Here is an 18,607-nt window from a genome sequence, read left to right as displayed (position 1 = left end):
CAGACCTGCCAGGATGCGCCTGAGCAAGCATGACCTTTTCCAAATGGACGACGAGTGGCTGAAGAAGCACCCGATTACCCACAACTCACTTGACATAGGAGCGCGCGGCGTGGCTTGACTCCAACGCGATAGCAAACGCTGTTGCATTTCCGCTTACCCACCCCATATATGCAAACGGCAACAGTTTTCAAGCTGTTGTTAAAACGTATATTTCGTAATCTTGCGGAGGTATGGCATGGGTTGGGCAGCGGAGGAGTTCAAGGATCTGGATTTGGGGGATGCGCGGCGGACGCGGCGCTTGATCAAGCTGGTGGATGATCTGTCGGCACAACCGACCGGAAGCATCCCGGTGGCTTGCGGGGGTTGGGCGGAAACCAAAGCGGCCTACCGGCTGCTGGACAATCCCGCGACGGACTGGCGTGAAATCCTGGAGGTTCATACCCAGCAAACGATAAAGCGGATGCAGGGCCAGCCGGTTGTCTTGTGTGTTCAGGATACCACCGAAGCGGATTTTACCTCGCAGCCGGGGATTGCCGGGCTGGGACGGTTGAGCTACGACGCCCAGCATGGGATGTTTGCGCATCCGACCCTGGCGATGACGCCGAGCGGGTTGGTGTTGGGCGCGACCGACTGCTGGATGTGGGCGCGAAAGCCAAAAGGTCAGCCCGACATCAAGGAAAGTATCCGCTGGGTGGAAGGCTATACCATCGTGGCCGATCTGGCCGAGACCGTGCCTGGTAGCCGGCTGGTATACATAACGGATAGGGAAGGCGACATTCGAGCGGTGATGAACACGGCCGCCGAGCGGGACTATCCGGCGGACTACCTGATCCGGTCCAAGCATAACCGCAAGACGAGCATGGGCGACAAGCTGTGGGACCGTGTGGGCGGTGGCGAAGCGGAAGGAGAACTGGAATTCACCATGCCCGCAGCGCCAGACCGCCCGGCCCGACTGGTGCGGCAAACGCTTTACCGGGAGCGGGTCACCTTGCCCGTACGCAAGGGTGCGCCGGTCGTGACCGTGACCGCGATCCTGGCGCGAGAAGAAAACCCGCCGGTTGGGGAGGAGCCCATTGAATGGAAATTGCTGACCAATCGGACGGCGGAAACGCTCGAAGACATCGTACAACTCATTGATTGGTATCGCCGCCGCTGGCTGATAGAAATTCTTTTCCGCATTTGGAAATCAGGCTGCAAGATAGAATCCCTGCAGTTGGGCAGCATGGAGCGACTGGAACGCGCCTTGGTCATTTACCTGATTATCGCCTGGCGCATCCTGTCCTTGGTTACCTGGGGCCGGGACTGCCCCGATTTGCCCTGTGACGTGGTGTTTGATATCGAGGAATGGCAAGCCGCCTGGATCGTCGCCCATCGCTCACCACCGCCGGATGCTCCCCCGCCCCTGGGTCAGATGGTGCGGCTGATTGCCGGCTTTGGCGGCTTTCTCGGGCGAAAACACGACGGGCATCCCGGCCCCAAGGCGATCTGGGAAGGGATGCAGAAGGTCAGGGCATTTGCCATTGCCCTGGAGGCTGGCCGTGCCGCCTATTTCAATGACGGATGAGTTGTGGGTAATCGGGTGGCTGAAGAAGCTACCGGCGGAGCCATAAAGGCATTAATTCTACATTAACAGATTCTAATGGCATTTTTGGGTGCTGGCGGCTGCCTTCGGTAGGCGCTGTCGCGGGCGCTTTGTCGCCGTGCATGACGCTCGGCGATGATTCGCACGAGGTCTTCGCGACCGTGAATCTTCACCGGGAGCTGCGCCACGAGCATGTCGACGACATCGGCACAGGACAGTAACTCGGCGTAGGGTGAGTGTTGCCGCCGCTCCTTGACGAGAAAGAGTAGTGCAACGCAGACGAGCGCCATGTGGTTGTACCAAGCCCGCCACTTGCGTACCTGGTAGTCGGCCATCCCACAGCAACCTTTCGCATTCTCGAAGGCGCGCTCGATGAAGTGGCGCTGTGCCTGCATGCGTGCCAGCTCGCGAAGTGGCGTGTCGGGCGCCGCGTTGGAGAGCATGAACTTCACCTCCTTGCCATCGCGGCGTGCCAGGAGATGCCATTGGCGGGCCTGTGCGCTGTTCGGATGACTGATCCACACGCGGGTATGGGCAAACATCGCGCGCACTTCACCCTTCTCCCCGTCGCGCAGGATCACCGGGTGCCACTCCTTTCGTTTCAGGCGCGCGGCCCATTCGCGGGCTTCCCAGGCCGGTACCCACGCCTTTCCCGGATCGGTAAAGTAAAACTGCTGGTCGCTGTGCACCTCGGTGGCGAATACCTCACCTGCATCGTCCCAATCAAACAGCAGCCAAGTCGCGTGGCCATAGAGGCCGTCGGCACCGATGAAGCCAAAGCGCACCCCGGCGGCTCGTGCCCGCTTGACCATCTCGGCAGCCATCTGCGGCTTAGTCCGAAAGACCCGTGCCGATTCCGGAATCCCCGCTTCCTGGCAACGCTTGGCGTCTTCAACCCAACGCTCTGGAAGGAACAATTCGAAGTCGATGATCGCCGCCTGCGACCCTCGTGCCAAGGCGGCATACACTCCAACCTGCGAGTTCTCGACCTTACCCAGGCGACCGTTGTACTGCCTGGCGACGCCCGCTGAATGGTCGCCCTTCTTTTGGACCCCAGACTCATCGAGCAACAGTCCCGTCTCTGGCCCACCGATCCACTCGTCCGCTTGTCGCGCCGTCTCCCGACGCACATTCTCAAAGTCCCATGCAGCATCGCTCAACAGGTGGTGGAGGCTGTAATACTCGGTCTCCGCCACCGTCTCGCTCATCTGTTCCAGGTTCGCACGAGGGCTTTGAAAAAGGCCCCGCAAGTACTGTTCAGCTTGCTCGGCCGTGCTTCGCGTTTTACTGCGGAAACACTCCCGGAACGACTGAAAATGGCTGGTCAGATTCTCGCAGCAGCTGGCCACCGCACGCCCGATCCCAAATAAATAAATTTGGCGATTTCATCGTCATACTCCTTATGTGGTAGAGCATTAGATATGTAGCTCAATAGCCTGTATTTCAACCATTTTAGAAATGTGGCAAAGTAGAATTAAAGGCATTAGGCGATTTCCGGGAATCAAGATCCCGAACAACTACCGCATTGGCTTGTTTTTCTGGCCCTGAGCCCGGCCTAACGCGATGACTCTTGGTATGGCGTTTTGCGGAAATCACCTTACCGCCTGCTGATCATCGACGAAATCGGCTATCTGCCGATGAGCCGCGAGCAGGCCAACCTGTTCTTCCAGGTCATTGCCGCGCGCTACGAGAAGGGCAGCCTGATCGTCACCAGCAACCTGTCGTTCGGCCAATGGGATGCCACCTTTGCCCAGGATGCCACGCTGACGGCGGCCTTGCTGGATCGGTTGCTGCACCACGCGCAGATCGTACCGATCGCCGGGGAAAGCTACCGGCTCAAACGTCAGCGGCAGGCGGGAATGGTTCAGGCCAGGAAGGCGATCGCTGGGGGGTAGGCCCCACCACCGCCATCAAGCAGCATTGGGGGTGTGCAAGGCCCTGCTACGACAGCCTGATCGTCGCGACCGCGATCTCGGCAGGCTGCTTGATCCTCTATACGGAGGACATGCAGCATGGGCAATCGATCGACCAGCGGAGGACATTGATCGATCCATTTCAGGAGGTGAAGGCGTAATAGCAATGACCAACTCTACGGCGCAGTCGTCGCAACTACGGACAGATCGCTGGTTCGCTGCAACGCCCAGACGATGACTTGAGCGGGCCTCGGCATGTGGCGTACAGTAAGAATTCCTTACCATAGCGAGAGAGGGTCGTCATGCTTGCAAAAATTACGTCAAAGAACCAGCTCACTTTGCCGAAGAGCATCACGGCGGCGGTCGGCCCTGCGGAATACTTCGAAGTGGAGGCTCGCGATGGCCAGATCATGCTGACGCCGATGCGTATTCAGCGTGCGGATGCGGTGCGAGCCAAGCTCGCGGAGCTGAACCTGGACGAGCAAGATGTCGCCGACGCCGTGGCCTGGGTTCGGCAAGATGCTGATAAGCAGACCTTGCCCAGCACATGAAGCCCGGCGTGCACCCGCCGCGCGTCGTGATCGACATCGATCTTGTCTTGCCGTACTGCATCACTGTGTGCATTCCTGACCCTGCTCCCGAAGTCCCCGCTTGTCGCGACATTTTCGATCTGCCCTTCCTGCAACTGGCTGTGGCAGGTCGGGCGGATGCTCTGGTCACCGGGGATCAGGATCTGCTGAGTCTTGGTGATTCATTTGGCTGTCCCATCGTGACCGCCGAGCAATTCGTGATGCAGTTGGCGCTGACCTGATCGTATGGAAGAATACTTTACCTCGACGAGTTTGCGGCCGTCGACCTCGTAAAGAACAGAAAACCGGTACTCGACCGGTTTTCTCGTGGATGCGGCGATCACTTCAGGCTGAGGATCCACTTGACCAGTTTGTTCGCCTCGTCGGGCGTGACGGCAGCATTCGGCGGCATCGGCACCGGGCCCCAGACGCCCTTGCCGCCCTTGATCACCTTCTCGGCGAGCATGGCTTCGTCCTTGGCCGTGTACTTCTTCGCCACATCCTTGTAGGACGGGCCGACAACCTTCTTGTCCACGGCGTGGCAAGCGAGGCAATTCTTGGCTTTCGCCAAGGCTTCATCAGCCTGGACAGCACCAGCAGACATCACGCCGGCAGCAGCCAGCAGGCACAGGTGGATCGCTTTCATGCTTGTACTCCGTTTAGAGTTTGAAACGCTCGGATGGTCAATGAGGCGGGCCTGGACAGCCCGCTCGTTCTGGAAGACCGGGCGGCGCGCAGAGGCGTGCCCGGTCGCCTATCCCATTCTCAGTAGACGTCGTGCTGCGTGTTGTACACGTTGAAGTGTCCCGTTGGCGTGATCAGCCGCTTGTCCTTGATTACCGCCTTGAGCTTCAAGGTCTTGTCGTCGACCACGACCAGCGCTGACTCCTGGTTCTTCGCACTCCACACCGAGAACCAGACTTCGTCGCCAGCCTTGTTGTACTCCGGTTGCACGACGCGCTTGGCCCCCTCACCAAGGCCAGCCCATTCGGCGATCGGCAGAACCTTGTAGGGTTTGTCGAGGTTCTTGATGTCGAAGACGGCCACCGACTGGCTGACCGCTGTATCCGGATTGAGCGGCGTGTCGACATAGAGGTTGGTCGACTTCGGATGCGTCTTCAGGAAGAGTGAACCGCCGCCCTGTCCCTTCAGCGTGCGCACGACTTTCCAGGCTTCCTTCGGATGTTTGACCGGATCAGTGCCGATCAGGCTGATGGTCTCGTCGCCGAGGTGGCTGGTCGCCCAGACTGGACCGAATTTTGGATCGACGAAGGTGGCGCCGCGACCTGGGTGCGGAATCTTGCCGACCTCGATCAGCGCTGCGAGCTTGCCTTCCTTGGCATCGACTGCCGCGATCTTGTTCGACTGGTTGGCGGCGACCATGAAGTAGCGCTTCGACATGTCCCAGCCGCCGTCGTGCAGGAAGCGGGCAGCATCGATCTCGGTCGTCTTCAATGCCTTGAGGTCGCTGTAGTCGACCAGCAGGATCTTGCCGGTTTCCTTGACATTGACGATGAACTCGGGCTTGTAGTGCGAGGCGACGATGGATGCGACGCGTGGCTCAGGGTGGAACTCCTGGGTGTCCACAGTCATCCCGCGCGTGGCGGCGATTCTCAGCGGTTCGAGGGTGTCCCCCTTCATGATCACGTACTGCGGCGGCCAATACGAACCGGCAATCGCCAGCTTGTCCTCGAAGCCCTTGAATTTGGACGTATCTACCGAGCGGGCCTCGAGACCGATCTTGAGTTCGGCGACGTTGTCCGGTTTCTCCATCCAGAGGTCGATGAGGTTGAGGCGAGCATCACGGCCAATGACGTAGAGGTAGCGGCCGGAGGCTGACATGCGCGAAATGTGCACGGCGTAACCGGTCTTGACAATGTTGATGATCTTCTTGGTGTCGCCGTCGATCAGTGCCACTTCTCCGGAATCACGCAATGTCGTCGAGAAGATGTTGTCGAGGTTGTAGTTGTTCATCTTCCTGGTTGGGCGCTTCTCGGGCGGTACGAGGACCTTCCAGGTCTTCTTCATGTCGGCCATCGAGAACTCGGGTGGAGTCGGTGGCTCCTGCTGGATATAGCGGGCCATCAGGTCGACTTCGTCGTCGGTGAGTTCGCCCGAGGTCCCCCAGTTCGGCATGCCGGCCGGCGAACCGTATTTGATGAATACCTTCAGGTAGTCGGTGCCGCTGGCCAGCGTCTTGTCCGGCGTCAATGCCTTGCCGGTGGCGCCTTTGCGCAGAACGCCATGGCAACCGGCACAACGCTCGAAGTAGATCTGCCGCGCCTTGTCGAACTCGGCTTTGGTCATCGCTGGGGCCTTGGGATCGATGCTCTGATGCATCGGCTCGCTGGCCAGCGGCGAGCCGGCGGCCTGGTATTTGACTTCAGCCGGGGTAACGCTCTTCTTGCCTTCTTCGGCAAATGCGCTGCTCATGGTCAAGGTCAAGGCGGTGGCGGCAAATAGCCCGGCAATCGATTCAATCGTTCTCATTTCCTCCCCTTCTAGATAGTTGTCGGAAGTCGATAGTCTCAGATTTCTAGTGTGCGCTGTCCTTGATGCAGATCAAGCCGCTAATCCAGGTCAACCCCCGCCAGCACGGCTGCCCTGGCCAGTCCGTTCAGGTACTGGCGCAGCGCGGTCACGTAGCTGCGTTGACGCAATGACTGGGCCACCGTTGCGCGTACCGTTGCAAAGGGCTGTATGACACCAGGCATCCGTTCGACCACCTCGATCACGTGCAGGCCGAAGCGGCTGTGCACCAGGCGAGGCAGGACGCCCACCTCGGCATGGCCAAATACTTCGCGGGCGACCTCGGGAGCGCAATCGGCCGCGGTCAGCCACCCGAGATCTCCCCCCTCGGCAGCACTTGGACAGTTGGAGAGGGTCCGGGCAGCTTCGGTGAAACGGTCAACTTCCTGATCATCGTGGCTGCGGACGTCGAGCAGGGCCGTTTCTGCGCGCTGGCGCAGGGCAGGGACATGCACGCCCGGCGTCACGGCAAAGAGGATGTGGCGAAGGCGAACCCGTTCGCCGGTCCGGTAAGCGCTCTCGTGCGCTGCGTAGTGGCGACGACACTCGTCTTCGGACGGATCAGGCACCTTCAGGGTACCTTCGAGCAGCGCTTCGATGGCGTTCGCAGCGGCTTCGCTGAGCACGCCGTCGGGCGTGGCCTGATCGCCAGGGTCCAGCAGTCCCGCTGCCTGCGCCGCCTGTCGCAACAGCTCGGTGCAAGCGCGCTGGCGCAGGGTTTCGGCATCGAGCAACTCACCGTCCGCATGCAGCGCTACACCGTTGACGCGCGCGCTGGCGGCCACCGTGTCGGAAACCTCGAAAGGGGTCGTGGCAATGGCCATTTCCACTCTCCTCTAATTGCGGGCTGGCGGCGTGTTGTGACCGCCTGGCAGATTCAGGCGGCGGGATCGTACCAATTGATAGGGGCGGAAGACGTACGCAAGTGACGCAAAGCCGCTCCATACATGCACCAGCCGGCTGAACGGCAACAGCAGGAAAATCGTCATCCCGAGCACCAGGTGGATCTTGTACGGCCAGGCCAGTGCGACGAGACCGGTGGCGTCGGGTCGGAAGGTGACGATGCGCTGTGCCCAGTCGGACAGCGCGAGCATCACGCTGGCGTCCTCGTGCCCGAAAGAGTAGGGCAGGGTGATCAGTCCGATGGTCAGTTGCACCCACAGGATGATCAGGATCGCGAGGTCGGTGCGGTGGCTGGTGAGGCGGATGCGCGGGTCGGACAGGCGCCGATGCAAGAGCAGGGTCAGCCCGATGAAGCAGACCACGCCGGCGATGCCGCCAGCCACTACCGCCACCACCTGCTTGCGCTCCGGCGAAATGAACGGCTCGTAGAGCCAATGCGGCGTCAGCAGGCCGACGGTATGGCCCATCAGCAGGAACAGGATGCCGATGTGGAAGAGGTTGCTGCCCCAGCGCAGTGTGCCGGCGCGCAGCATTTGCGATGAATCGCTCTTCCAGGTGTACTGGTCGCGGTCGAAGCGCGCCAGGCTGCCCATCAGGAAGACCGCCAGGCACAGATACGGATAGACGTTGAAGAAGAAGTTGTGGGCGTAGGCTTGCAGGGTGTTCATGTGCGCACTCCTTGGGTGGAGGTGGGGCGGACGATATGGATCGGCTGCGTCGTGTGGGTCCGTTGCTGGCCGCGTGCGACGCAACCGTCGAAGGCGGCGGGCTCGGCCCAGGTGTCGTCGATCGGCTCGTCGTCGGGAATGCGGACCGGTCTTGCCTTGCCGCCCGCCAGTTCGAGCAGGGCGCCCAGGGCGCTGGCGTAGCGGCTGTTGCGCTTGAGCAGGGCATTGAAGATGACGTTCAGAATCTCCTCCATCTCGTTGAGGAAGGCGCGCGCTTCGCGTGGCGGTTGTGTCGAGGCGTACTCCAGCACCACCGGCAGGTAATCGGGCAGCGTTCCTTCCGTCAGGTACAGGCCGGCCTGCTCAAAGGTCTGCGCCAGGTCGATCATCGCCGGGCCGCGCTCGCGCGAATCGCCATGCACATGTTCAAAGAGATGCAGCGAGGTGCGGCGCCCGCTGTCGAAGAGCTGCACGTAATCGGCTTCGGCATCGATGTCGGTCTGGCGATCAATGCTGGCGATCAGGGCGTCGAGTTCGGCCAGGCGCGTCGAAGTGAGCGCCCGTTCATCATGCAGCACGTCGCGCATGACGCGCAGGTGCTGGCGCAGGTCGGCATCGGGATAGCTCAGCAGCCGCGCCAGAATGCGCAGGGTCATCGCCATGGTCGGGATTTTCGGCGAAAACATCGCTCAGACCTCCGCCTTGATGGGAATCGTTCGCTTCTTCTCGCTGCCGAACAGGCTCATCTCGCCGATTCCTTCGGAGCAGCCGTTGCCGAACGAGAAGCCACAGCCGCCGCGCACGTTGAAAGTGTTCTCGGCATACTCGCGGTGGCTGGTCGGGATCACGAAGCGGTCTTCGTAGTTGGCGATGGCCATCACCTGATACATCTCTTCGACTTCCGCCTGGGTCATCTGAACCTGCTTGAGAACGTCCAGGTCGGTGCGGCCTTCGACATGCTTTGCGCGCTGATACGCACGCATCGCCAGCATCCGCTCAAGCGCCCGCACCACTGGCGTAGTATCGCCGGCGGTCAGCAGGTTGGCCAGGTACTTGACCGGGATACGCAGTTGCTTGACGTCGGGGATCTCGCCGTTGCTTCCCAATTGACCGGCATGGGCGGCAGCAGTGATTGGCGACAGCGGCGGCACGTACCAGACCATGGGCAGCGTGCGGTATTCGGGATGCAGCGGCAGGGCGACCTTCCAGTCGATGGCCATTTTATAGACCGGACTCTTGCGCGCAGCGTCCATCCAGGCATCGGGAATGCCGTCGCGGCGCGCCTGTTCGATGATCTTGGGATCGTTCGGGTCGAGGAAGACCTGCAGTTGCGCCGGGTAGAGGTTGCGATCGTGTTCGACTGCGGCGGCTTCCTCGATCCGGTCGGCGTCATACAGCAGGACGCCCAGATAGCGAATGCGGCCGACGCAGGTCTCCGAACAGACCGTCGGTTGCCCGGATTCGATACGGGGATAGCAGAAAATGCACTTCTCCGCCTTGCCGCTCTTCCAGTTGTAGTAGATTTTCTTGTACGGGCAGCCGCTGACGCACATGCGCCAGCCGCGGCACTTGTCCTGGTCGATCAGGACGATGCCGTCTTCCTCGCGCTTGTAGATCGAACCCGACGGGCAACTCGCCACACACGCCGGGTTCAGGCAGTGCTCGCAAAGCCGCGGCAGATACATCATGAAGGTGTTCTCGAATTCACCCACCATCGCTTTCTGCGCGGCCTCGAAGCCGTCGAAGTTCTTGTCGACGCTGCGCTTGCTGAACTCGCCGCCGAGGATCTCTTCCCAGTTCGGTCCCCAGACGATCTTGTCCATCTGCATGCCGGTGATCAGGCTGCGCGGCCGCGCCGTCGGACTGGCCTTCATCTCCGGTGCACTTTGCAGGTGGTCGTAGTCAAAAGTGAAGGGCTCGTAGTAGTCGTCGATCTCCGGCAGGTTGGGATTGGCGAAGATCTTCATCAAGAGCTTCCACTTGCCGCCCTGGCGCGGCTCGATCGAGCCGTTCGCCTTGCGCATCCAGCCGCCGTTCCACTTGTCCTGGTTCTCCCATTCCTTGGGGTAACCGATGCCGGGCTTGGTTTCGACGTTGTTGAACCAGGCGTATTCCATTCCCGGGCGACTCGTCCAGACGTTCTTGCAGGTGACAGAACAGGTGTGACAACCGATGCACTTGTCGAGGTTGAGCACCATGCCGATTTGTGCGCGGACTTTCATGCGTTTTCTCCTTGTGCCTGTACGAGCGCGATACGTTCGCTGCCAACCGGTGTGTCGAGCCAGTCGATCTTGTTCATCTTGCGCACCACGACGAACTCGTCACGGTTGGTGCCGATGGTCCCGTAATAGTTGAAGCCGTACGAGAACTGAGCGTAACCACCGATCATGTGCGTCGGTTTGAGAACGATGCGCGTCACCGAGTTGTGAATGCCGCCACGTACGCCGGTGATCTCGGCGCCGGGGGTGTTCACGATCTTTTCCTGTGCGTGGTACATCATCACCATGCCCGGCTTGACCCGCTGACTGACCACCGCCCGCGCGGCGATGGCGCCATTGACGTTGAAGAGTTCGACCCAGTCGTTATCGACGATGCCGGCGCTCCTGGCGTCGTCTTCGCTCAACCAGATGATCGGGCCGCCACGGCTCAGGGTCAGCATCATCAGATTGTCGGTATAGGTCGAGTGAATCCCCCATTTCTGGTGCGGAGTAATGAAGTTGAGCAGGATCTCCGGGTTGCCATTGCGCCTGCGGCCATGAATGCCGGCGGTGGTCTTCAGATCGACCGGTGGGCGATAGCTCGAGAAGCCTTCTCCGAAAGCGATCATCCAGGGGTGGTCCAGGTAAAACTGCTGGCGCCCGGTCAGCGTGCGCCAGGGGATCAGCTCATGCACGTTGGTGTAGCCGGCGTTGTAGGAAACCGTCTCGCTCTCGATGCCGCTCCAGGTCGGAGAGCTGATGATCTTGCGCGGTTGCGCCTGGATGTCGCGATAGCGAATCTTCTCGTCCTCGCGGTACAGCGCGAGATGCGTATGATCGAGCCCGGTCTGCTTGCCAAGTGCTTTCCAGGCCTTGACTGCCACATGGCCGTTGGTTTCCGGTGCGAGCTGCAGAATCACTTCGCAGGCGTCGATATCCGTGTCGATGTTCGGCATGCCGCAGGAAGCGCCTTCGGACTGAACCAGGCCGCTGAGTTCGCCGAGTTGCTTCACCTCGTCCTGTGTGTTCCAGCCGATTCCCTTGCCGCCATTGCCGAGCTTGCCCATCAGTGGACCGAGGGCGGTAAAGCGCTTGTAGACGTTCGGGTAGTCACGTTCGACGACCTGCACCTGCGGCGCGGTCTTGCCGGGAATCAGGTCGGTCTCGCCGCGTTTCCAGTCCTTCACGTCCAGCGGCTGCGCCAGTTCTCCGGCCGTATCGTGCATCATCGGGGTGAGCACGACTTCCCTTTCGACTCCGAGGTGGCCGACACACACTTCACTGAACTTTCTGGCGAAGCCCTTGTAGATTTCCCAGTCGCTGCGCGATTGCCAGGCCGGGTCTACTGCCGCCGACAACGGATGGATGAAGGGGTGCATGTCGCTGGTGTTGAGATCGTTCTTCTCGTACCAGGTGGCCGTCGGCAGAACGATGTCCGAGTAGAGGCAGGTGGTGCTCATGCGAAAATCGAGCGTCACCAGCAGGTCGAGCTTGCCTTCCGGACCTTTTTCGTGCCAGACGACTTCGCTCGGCTTGGCGTTCCGGCCGGCGCCGGGCTGCCCCAAGGCGGCCGGACCCCCTTGGGGGGCGGCGCGCAGCGCCTGGGGGTCGTCGATTTCAGCGCCCAGATCCTTGCCCTGCACGCCGTTGCTGGTCCCGAGCAGGTGCTTGAGGAAGTACTCATGCCCCTTGCCCGAGGAACCCAGCAAGTTGGATCGCCAGACGAACAGGTTGCGTGGCCAGTTGCTGGGGTGATCGGGATCGCTGCAGCTCATTTTCAGCGAGCCATCCTTGAGCGACCTGGCGACGTAGTCCCTGGCCTCCAGTCCGGCCGCCTGCGCGTCGCGCGCCACCTGCATCGGATGCGTCTGCAGTTGCGGCGCCGAAGGCAGCCAGCCCATGCGTTCGGCGCGCACGTTGTAGTCGATCATGCTGCCGGCGTATTGGGCCCTGTCGGCCAAGGGCGAGAGCACCTCTTCCATGCCGAGCTTTTCGTAACGCCACTGATCGGTATGCGCGTAGAAGAAGCTGGTGGAGTTCATCTGGCGAGGTGGACGAATCCAGTCGAGCGCGAAGGCCAGTGCCGTCCAGCCGGTCTGCGGACGCAGCTTCTCCTGACCGACGTAGTGCGCCCAGCCGCCACCGCTCTGGCCGATACAGCCACACATCATCAGCATGTTGATGACCCCGCGGTAGTTCATGTCGCTGTGGTACCAGTGGTTCATCGCCGCGCCGATGATCACCATCGACTTGCCGTGCGTCTTGTCGGCGTTGTCCGCGAACTGGCGGGCGACGGTGATGATCTGCTCGCGCGGCACGCCGGTGATGCGCTCCTGCCATGCTGGTGTGTAGGGCGTGTTGTCATCGAAGCTCGACGCCGCCTGTTCACCGGGCAGGCCACGCGCAACGCCATAGTTGGCGACCTGCAGGTCGAATACCGTCGCCACCAGTACCTCGCGCGGGCCAGCATCGCCGGCCAGCGTGAGGCGCTGTACCGGCACCGTGCGTACCAGCACGTCGCTTTGCGCATTGTTCGGGAAATGCTCGCTCTCGATGCCGCCGAAATACGGGAAACCGACCCGCGCCGTCTGCGCCGCCGAGGTGGCTCCTTCGAGCAGCGATAGCTTGAGCCTGACCTGGTCGCCGGCGACGGCCTCGCGGGCTTCGAGGTTCCACTTGCCTTGGTCGGCACGCCCTTCAGCGCCCCAGCGAAAACCGATCGAACCATTTGGCAGCACCACCTTGCCGGTTTCGTCGATCGCCACGGTTTTCCACTCGGGATTGTTGTCCTGGCTGAATTTGCCGTCGAAGTCGGAGGCGCGCACGTACCGATCCGGGACCAGCAGTGGCCCACCGCCGGCGCCGGTATGCTCCTTGAGCATCACCAGCAGCGGCAGGTCGGTATAGCGGCGCGCGTAGTCGTCGAAGTACTCGCTGCGTTTGTCGAAATAGAATTCCTTCAGGATCACATGCCCCATCGCCATCGCCACCGCAGCATCGGTGCCCTGTTTGGGGTGCATCCACAGATCGGCGAGCTTGGCGACTTCGGAATAGTCGGGTGTGACGGCGACGGTCTTGGCACCCTTGTAGCGCACCTCGGTGAAGAAGTGGGCGTCGGGCGTACGCGTCTGAGGGACATTCGAACCCCAGGCGATGATGAAAGTGGAGTTGTACCAGTCGGCGGATTCGGGAACGTCGGTCTGCTCGCCCCAGACCTGCGGGCTGGACGGCGGCAGGTCGCAGTACCAGTCGTAGAAGCTCATGCACACCCCGCCGATCAGGCTCAGATAGCGACTGCCGGCCGCGTAGCTGACCATCGACATGGCGGGAATCGGCGAGAAGCCGATCACCCGGTCGGGACCGTATTTCTTGATCGTGTAGACGTTGGCTGCGGCAACGATTTCGTTGACCTCGTCCCAGCTCGAACGAACGAAGCCGCCGAGTCCACGCACGCTCTGGTAGTCGCGGCGCCTGCTCTCGGATTCGACAATCGACGCCCAGGCCGCCACTGGATCCTGTTCCAGGCGCGCTGCACGCCAGCTCTTGAGCAGGCGCCCGCGTACCATCGGATGTTTGACGCGATTGGCGCTGTACAGGTACCAGCTATAGCTTGCGCCGCGCGCACAGCCGCGCGGCTCGTGGTTGGGCATGTCCCAGCGTGTGCGCGGATAGTCGGTCTGCTGTGTTTCCCAGGTGACGATGCCGCCCTTGACGTAGATTTTCCACGAGCACGAACCCGTGCAATTGACTCCGTGCGTGGAGCGAACGACCTTGTCGTGCGCCCAGCGATTGCGGTAGGCATCTTCCCAGGTGCGGTCCTCGCCGGTGACCATCCCATGGTCATCGGAAAAGGCTTCTTTCGGTGCGGAAAAGTAGCTCAGTCGATCTAGAAAGTGGCTCATGCGAATTCCTCGGGAACTTGGGCGGGGGGTCTCTGGGCGGTCAGGGATTCTTTACGTACGCATTCGCACGCAGGTAGAACCACCAGTTGAGCACCAGACACAAGGCGTAAAAGGCAGCAAAACCGTACATGGCAATCTCTGGCGTACCGGTCTTGATCTGCTGACCGATCACCACCGGCGCGATGAAGGCGCCATAGGCGGCGATGGCCGAGGTCCAGCCGAGGACAGGGCCAGCCTGCTGACGGTCGAAGATCACCCCGATGGTGCGGAAAGTCGAGCCGTTGCCGATGCCGCTGGCAGCGAAGAGCACGATGAACAGGCCGAGAAATGCCGGGAAGTACTGTTCCGGCGTGGCCGAGGCGTAGGCCTGCATCATCACGTAGCCCACGGCGATCGAGGCGACGACCATGGCCGCGGAGATGACCTGGGTGACGATCGAACCGCCCAGCTTGTCGGAAATCCAGCCGCCGACCGGCCGGATCGCTGCGCCTACGAAGGGGCCGATCCAGGCATAGGTGAAGGCCGAGGGTGCGTTCGGATTCTTCAATGTGTGCTGCAACACGCCGTTGGCATCAGGGACGTGGCTGATGCCGAAGATCACCGTGATCGACAGCGGCAGCGCCATCGAGAAGCCGATGAACGAGCCGAAGGTCACGATGTACAGCAAGGTCATCGACCAGGTGTGCTTGTCACCGAAGATCTTGAACTGCTTGGCGACGTTCTCCTTCATCGTGCCGAAGGCCGCGAGCCGCATCACCAGCAGGGCGCTGATCACGTCGAGCGGAACGGCGACCCACATATTGATCAGACCCAGGCCGGTCGGCGCGGGCAGATACAGGTACAGGATGGCGATGGCCGGCACGAAGGCCAGCGAATACAGGTAGATGATCTTGGCGAATGCGATGATCGGGCTGCCGGTGTCTGGCGAAACCGTCTTCAGGTTGTTCATGCCGAACCAGCACAGCGCCGACAAGGGGACCAGCGAGAGTACCCAGGCGAAGCCGGCGTTCTGGATCCAGGTCGGCGTACCGGCAACGATCTTGCCGAAGATCCAGCCGCTGTCTTTCATCAGCGTCATCGGCTCGCCAGCGAAGGCGCCGAACAGGCCAACGGTCATCACCAACGGAATGACGATCTGCATCGTCGTCACACCGAAGTTGCCGAGCCCGGCGTTCAGGCCCAGCGCGGTACCCTGCAGCCGCTTCGGGAAAAAGGTACTGATGTTGGACATCGAGCTTGCGAAGTTGCCACCACCGACGCCCGACCACAGCGCCATCAGCTGAAATGCCCACAGTGGCCAGTCCTTGTGCTGCAGGGCAATGCCGGTGCCGATCGCCGGCGACAGCAGCATCGCCGTGGTCAGAAAGATGGTGTTGCGTCCGCCGGCCAGGCGGATCAGGAACGACGCCGGGATGCGCATCGTCGCACCGGCAATGCCCGCAATCGCGGTCAGCGTGAACAGCTCGGCCTGGGTGAACGGAAACCCGAGGTTGAGCATCTGCACGGTGATGATTCCCCACATGCCCCAGACCGCAAAGCCACAGAGCAGTGCCGGCACCGAAATCCAGAGGTTGCGGTAGGCGATCTTCTTGCCGGTGCTCTCCCAGAAGGTATCGTCCTCGGGTCGCCAGTCGATGACGTCAGCCGAACTCGTGCGCACGGGCGCGGCAGGGTTGGTGCTTTGCATAAGGGCTCCGATGTAAAGAGGTGTGGCGTGTGCAGTCTTACGGGGCTGGGATGCTGCTGGCGCCCATCAGGCGAGTGCCGCGCACCTCGGTGTAGTACATCCAGATCAGCGAAACCCAGACCACGCCGTACATCAACATGAATGCACTGGAGCGAATGCCGGTCAGGTCCATCAGCGCGCCGAACATGATCGGCAGCACGAAGCCACCGAGGCCACCGGCCAGTCCGACGATGCCGGAAATGACGCCGATGTTGGTGGGGTACTCATCGGAGATGTACTTGAACACCGACGCTTTGCCGAAGGCCCAGGCGATGCCCAGAACGAACACCAGTGCGGTAAAGAGGTAGACGTTCAGCCCGATGTGAAACGACCTGGGGCCGTTGACCGTCATGATCGTGAAGTCTGTTTGCGGGTAACTCAGCAGGAACAGGCAGATCCAGCTCAGCCACAATACCCACCAGGTCACGGCATGTGCTCCGAGACGATCAGAAAACCAGCCGCCGACGGCGCGCAGCACGCCACCGGGCAGCGAAAAACAGGCCGCCAGCAAGGCCGCGGTCTGGATGCTCAAGCCGAATTCGCCGACGTAGTACTGGACCATCCACAGGCTCATCGCGACGTAACCGCCAAAAACGATCGAATAGTACTGGCAGAGCTTCCAGACCTTGGGATCCTTGAGCGCCAGCAATTGCTCACGCCAGGTGATCTTCGAATCGACCAGATGCGCCGGATCGGAATGACTCAGAGACCAGAAGAGGAGAGCCGTGCCGAGCATGATTCCCGCATAGACCTGGGGAACGGCTGTCCAGCCAAAGGCAATGATCAGCGCCGGGGCGACGAATTTGTTGACCGCGGCACCCGAATTGCCGGCACCGTAGATGCCCATGGCAAACCCCTGCCGTTCCCTGCTGAACCAGCGCGCCACATACGGCGTCCCGACCGAGAAGGAGCCGCCAGCCATGCCCACGAACAAGCCTAATACCAGGAAGTGCCAGTACTCTGTCGCGTAGGAGATCAGGAAGATCGGCACGACACACAGCATCATCAGGGCGAACAGCACGATGCGACCACCGAATTTGTCGGTCCACATGCCCAGGGGAACGCGAATCAGCGAGCCGGTCAGTACCGGGGTCGCCGTCAGCAAGCCGAACTCGGTGGCGTTGAGGCCGAGCGTGGTTTTGATCGGGATGCCGATCACGCCAAACATCATCCACACCATGAAACACACGGTAAATGCCAGCGTGCTGACGATCAGCACCGCCAGCCCTTGACTCTGCTTGTTCATGAAACCCGTCCCTAGCTGTAGATCAATAGGTCGAGATTACGGCAGGAGCCACATCGGCAGACATGATATGGATCAAGATTCGGCAATCTCACCGCCCCGGCCAATGCTCCTGAAAGGCCGCAATGCGACGGCGCTGCTCGCGCTCTCCTGGCTCGGTGCCCACTGCAGTGAGGTGGCTACACAGCGCATCACCGGCGACCCGGCCGGCCACAGATGTCCTGGCTGCGCCGTCGGGTTCGAACCGGGTCATCGCTCTGCCGGAGGTGATGACGCTGGCAGTATAATCCGGCCATCCAATATGAACAGAGTTCAGCCACTTCGATGACCACACCGTTAGTGAGCATCATCGGCGTTCCTACCGACGTGGGTGCTGGAAGGTGTGGTGCCAGAATGGGGCCGGAGGCGTTGCGGGTCGCCGGCATTGTCAAGGCGATCGCCCGGTTTGGTGCCGAGGTCAGGGACTGTGGCAATCTGAGCGGCCCGAGCAATCCCGAACTGCCCGCGATCAACGGTTTCCGCCACATGCCTGAAGTCGTGGCGTGGAACCGTAGCCTGCACGCTGCGGTGCATGTGGAACTGGAGGAAGGGCGCTTGCCGATCATCCTGGGCGGAGACCACTGTCTTGCCATCGGTTCGATCAGCGCCATCGCGTGTCATTGCCGGAAGACGGGAAAGAAGCTCCAGATATTATGGTTCGACGCGCACGCCGATTTCAATACCGCCACGCTGACGCCCAGCGGCAACATCCATGGCATGCCGGTGGCTTGCCTGTGCGGTCATGGCCCTGCGGAATTGACCCGGATTGGCGGCACTGTACCGGCGATATTGCCACACCAGATTCGCCAGATCGGCATTCGCTGTGTCGACGCAGGGGAAAAGCGCTTCCTGGCCGAGATCGGCATCGAAGTCTTCGACATGCGCTACGTCGACGAAGTCGGAATGCGCGCAACCATGGAGCAGGCCCTGGCCGGGATCTGTCCGGAGACGCACCTGCATGTCAGCCTCGACCTTGATTTTCTGGATCCAGAGATCGCGCCCGGGGTGGGGACCACGGTGCGAGGTGGTCCGACGTATCGTGAGGCGCAGCTATGCATGGAAATGATCGCTGATACCGGACGGTTGTGCTCGCTCGATATCGTCGAACTCAACCCGGCGCTTGATCGGCGAAACATGACTGCGGAACTGGCGGTGGACCTGGTAGAGAGCCTGTTCGGAAAAAGTATACTGATGCGCATGCACCAGTAGTGATACTTCACAGGCACTGCTCAGATGCCCACGGAGGTCGGCAAGCTCTGCTTGCCGATGCAGTTTCCAAATATAGTTCGCTTGACCCAGAGCCGATAGTGCTCCGACCAATTTACCAGAGGCCAC

At 61.1% G+C, this 18,607-nt stretch carries 14 protein-coding genes and 1 pseudogene; 5 read left to right on the top strand and 10 right to left on the bottom strand.

Features of this window, described 5'->3' with window-relative positions:
• Window positions 1-235 precede the first annotated feature (235 nt).
• Window positions 236-1,564 carry an IS4 family transposase gene (locus V5B59_RS12130; protein WP_169072214.1) on the top strand — a complete coding sequence of 443 codons (1,329 nt, stop codon included), beginning with the start codon at window positions 236-238 and terminating at the stop codon, window positions 1,562-1,564.
• A 62-nt stretch (window positions 1,565-1,626) separates the two neighbouring features.
• Here V5B59_RS12130 and V5B59_RS12125 read toward each other — a convergent pair whose 3' ends face one another.
• The gene (locus V5B59_RS12125; protein WP_246149239.1) at window positions 1,627-2,931 is read right to left on the bottom strand and encodes an IS701 family transposase; all 1,305 of its coding nucleotides are present in this window, start codon (window positions 2,929-2,931) and stop codon (window positions 1,627-1,629) included.
• A 252-nt stretch (window positions 2,932-3,183) separates the two neighbouring features.
• Here V5B59_RS12125 and V5B59_RS12120 point away from each other — a divergent pair.
• The 3 genes and pseudogenes from V5B59_RS12120 to V5B59_RS12110 all read left to right on the top strand — a co-directional run.
• Window positions 3,184-3,477, top strand: a pseudogene (locus tag V5B59_RS12120) (ATP-binding protein); the annotation flags it as partial.
• 320 nt (window positions 3,478-3,797) lie between these two features.
• Complete coding sequence (locus tag V5B59_RS12115) at window positions 3,798-4,046, top strand: AbrB/MazE/SpoVT family DNA-binding domain-containing protein (RefSeq protein ID WP_169071095.1); 249 nt, start codon at window positions 3,798-3,800, stop codon at window positions 4,044-4,046.
• A 26-nt stretch (window positions 4,047-4,072) separates the two neighbouring features.
• Window positions 4,073-4,306 carry a putative toxin-antitoxin system toxin component, PIN family gene (locus tag V5B59_RS12110; RefSeq protein WP_308240153.1) on the top strand — a complete coding sequence of 78 codons (234 nt, stop codon included), beginning with the start codon at window positions 4,073-4,075 and terminating at the stop codon, window positions 4,304-4,306.
• Between the two features lie 98 nt (window positions 4,307-4,404).
• Here the strand turns inward: V5B59_RS12110 and V5B59_RS12105 are convergent, their stop codons facing one another.
• The 9 genes from V5B59_RS12105 to V5B59_RS12065 all read right to left on the bottom strand — a co-directional run bounded on the left by V5B59_RS12105 (window position 4,405) and on the right by V5B59_RS12065 (window position 17,236).
• Window positions 4,405-4,710, bottom strand: a complete 306-nt coding sequence (locus V5B59_RS12105; protein ID WP_034920023.1) for a c-type cytochrome — start codon at window positions 4,708-4,710, stop codon at window positions 4,405-4,407.
• Between the two features lie 119 nt (window positions 4,711-4,829).
• Window positions 4,830-6,554, bottom strand: coding sequence for a nitrite reductase (locus V5B59_RS12100; protein WP_169071097.1), 1,725 nt, complete (start codon window positions 6,552-6,554; stop codon window positions 4,830-4,832).
• 80 nt (window positions 6,555-6,634) lie between these two features.
• A complete protein-coding gene (locus V5B59_RS12095; protein ID WP_034920030.1) occupies window positions 6,635-7,417 on the bottom strand; it encodes a peptidylprolyl isomerase in 783 nt (260 codons plus the stop codon).
• A 12-nt stretch (window positions 7,418-7,429) separates the two neighbouring features.
• A complete protein-coding gene (narI, locus tag V5B59_RS12090; protein ID WP_211203455.1) occupies window positions 7,430-8,164 on the bottom strand; it encodes a respiratory nitrate reductase subunit gamma in 735 nt (244 codons plus the stop codon).
• Window positions 8,161-8,850, bottom strand: a complete 690-nt coding sequence (narJ, locus tag V5B59_RS12085) for a nitrate reductase molybdenum cofactor assembly chaperone (protein ID WP_034918846.1) — start codon at window positions 8,848-8,850, stop codon at window positions 8,161-8,163. The genes narI and narJ overlap by 4 nt, the downstream gene beginning before the upstream one ends.
• A gap of 3 nt (window positions 8,851-8,853) precedes the next feature.
• Window positions 8,854-10,386 carry a nitrate reductase subunit beta gene (gene narH, locus V5B59_RS12080; protein WP_169071098.1) on the bottom strand — a complete coding sequence of 511 codons (1,533 nt, stop codon included), beginning with the start codon at window positions 10,384-10,386 and terminating at the stop codon, window positions 8,854-8,856.
• Complete coding sequence (locus V5B59_RS12075; RefSeq protein WP_169071099.1) at window positions 10,383-14,264, bottom strand: nitrate reductase subunit alpha; 3,882 nt, start codon at window positions 14,262-14,264, stop codon at window positions 10,383-10,385. The genes narH and V5B59_RS12075 overlap by 4 nt, the downstream gene beginning before the upstream one ends.
• 40 nt (window positions 14,265-14,304) lie before the next feature.
• Window positions 14,305-15,951 (bottom strand): antiporter, encoded by a 1,647-nt coding sequence (locus tag V5B59_RS12070; RefSeq protein ID WP_332351906.1) that lies wholly within the window; start codon window positions 15,949-15,951, stop codon window positions 14,305-14,307.
• 37 nt (window positions 15,952-15,988) lie between these two features.
• Window positions 15,989-17,236: an MFS transporter gene (locus V5B59_RS12065; RefSeq protein WP_034910503.1), complete on the bottom strand. Its 1,248-nt coding sequence runs from the start codon at window positions 17,234-17,236 to the stop codon at window positions 15,989-15,991.
• 321 nt (window positions 17,237-17,557) lie between these two features.
• Here V5B59_RS12065 and rocF point away from each other — a divergent pair, with 321 nt between their 5' ends.
• The gene (gene rocF, locus V5B59_RS12060; RefSeq protein ID WP_034910502.1) at window positions 17,558-18,481 is read left to right on the top strand and encodes an arginase; all 924 of its coding nucleotides are present in this window, start codon (window positions 17,558-17,560) and stop codon (window positions 18,479-18,481) included.
• The last annotated feature ends 126 nt before the right edge of the window (window positions 18,482-18,607 follow it).

The sequence above is a fragment of the Candidatus Accumulibacter contiguus genome (genome assembly GCF_036625285.1).
Lineage (GTDB): Bacteria > Pseudomonadota > Gammaproteobacteria > Burkholderiales > Rhodocyclaceae > Accumulibacter > Accumulibacter contiguus.
This window is presented reverse-complemented; position numbering and strand designations above follow the sequence as displayed.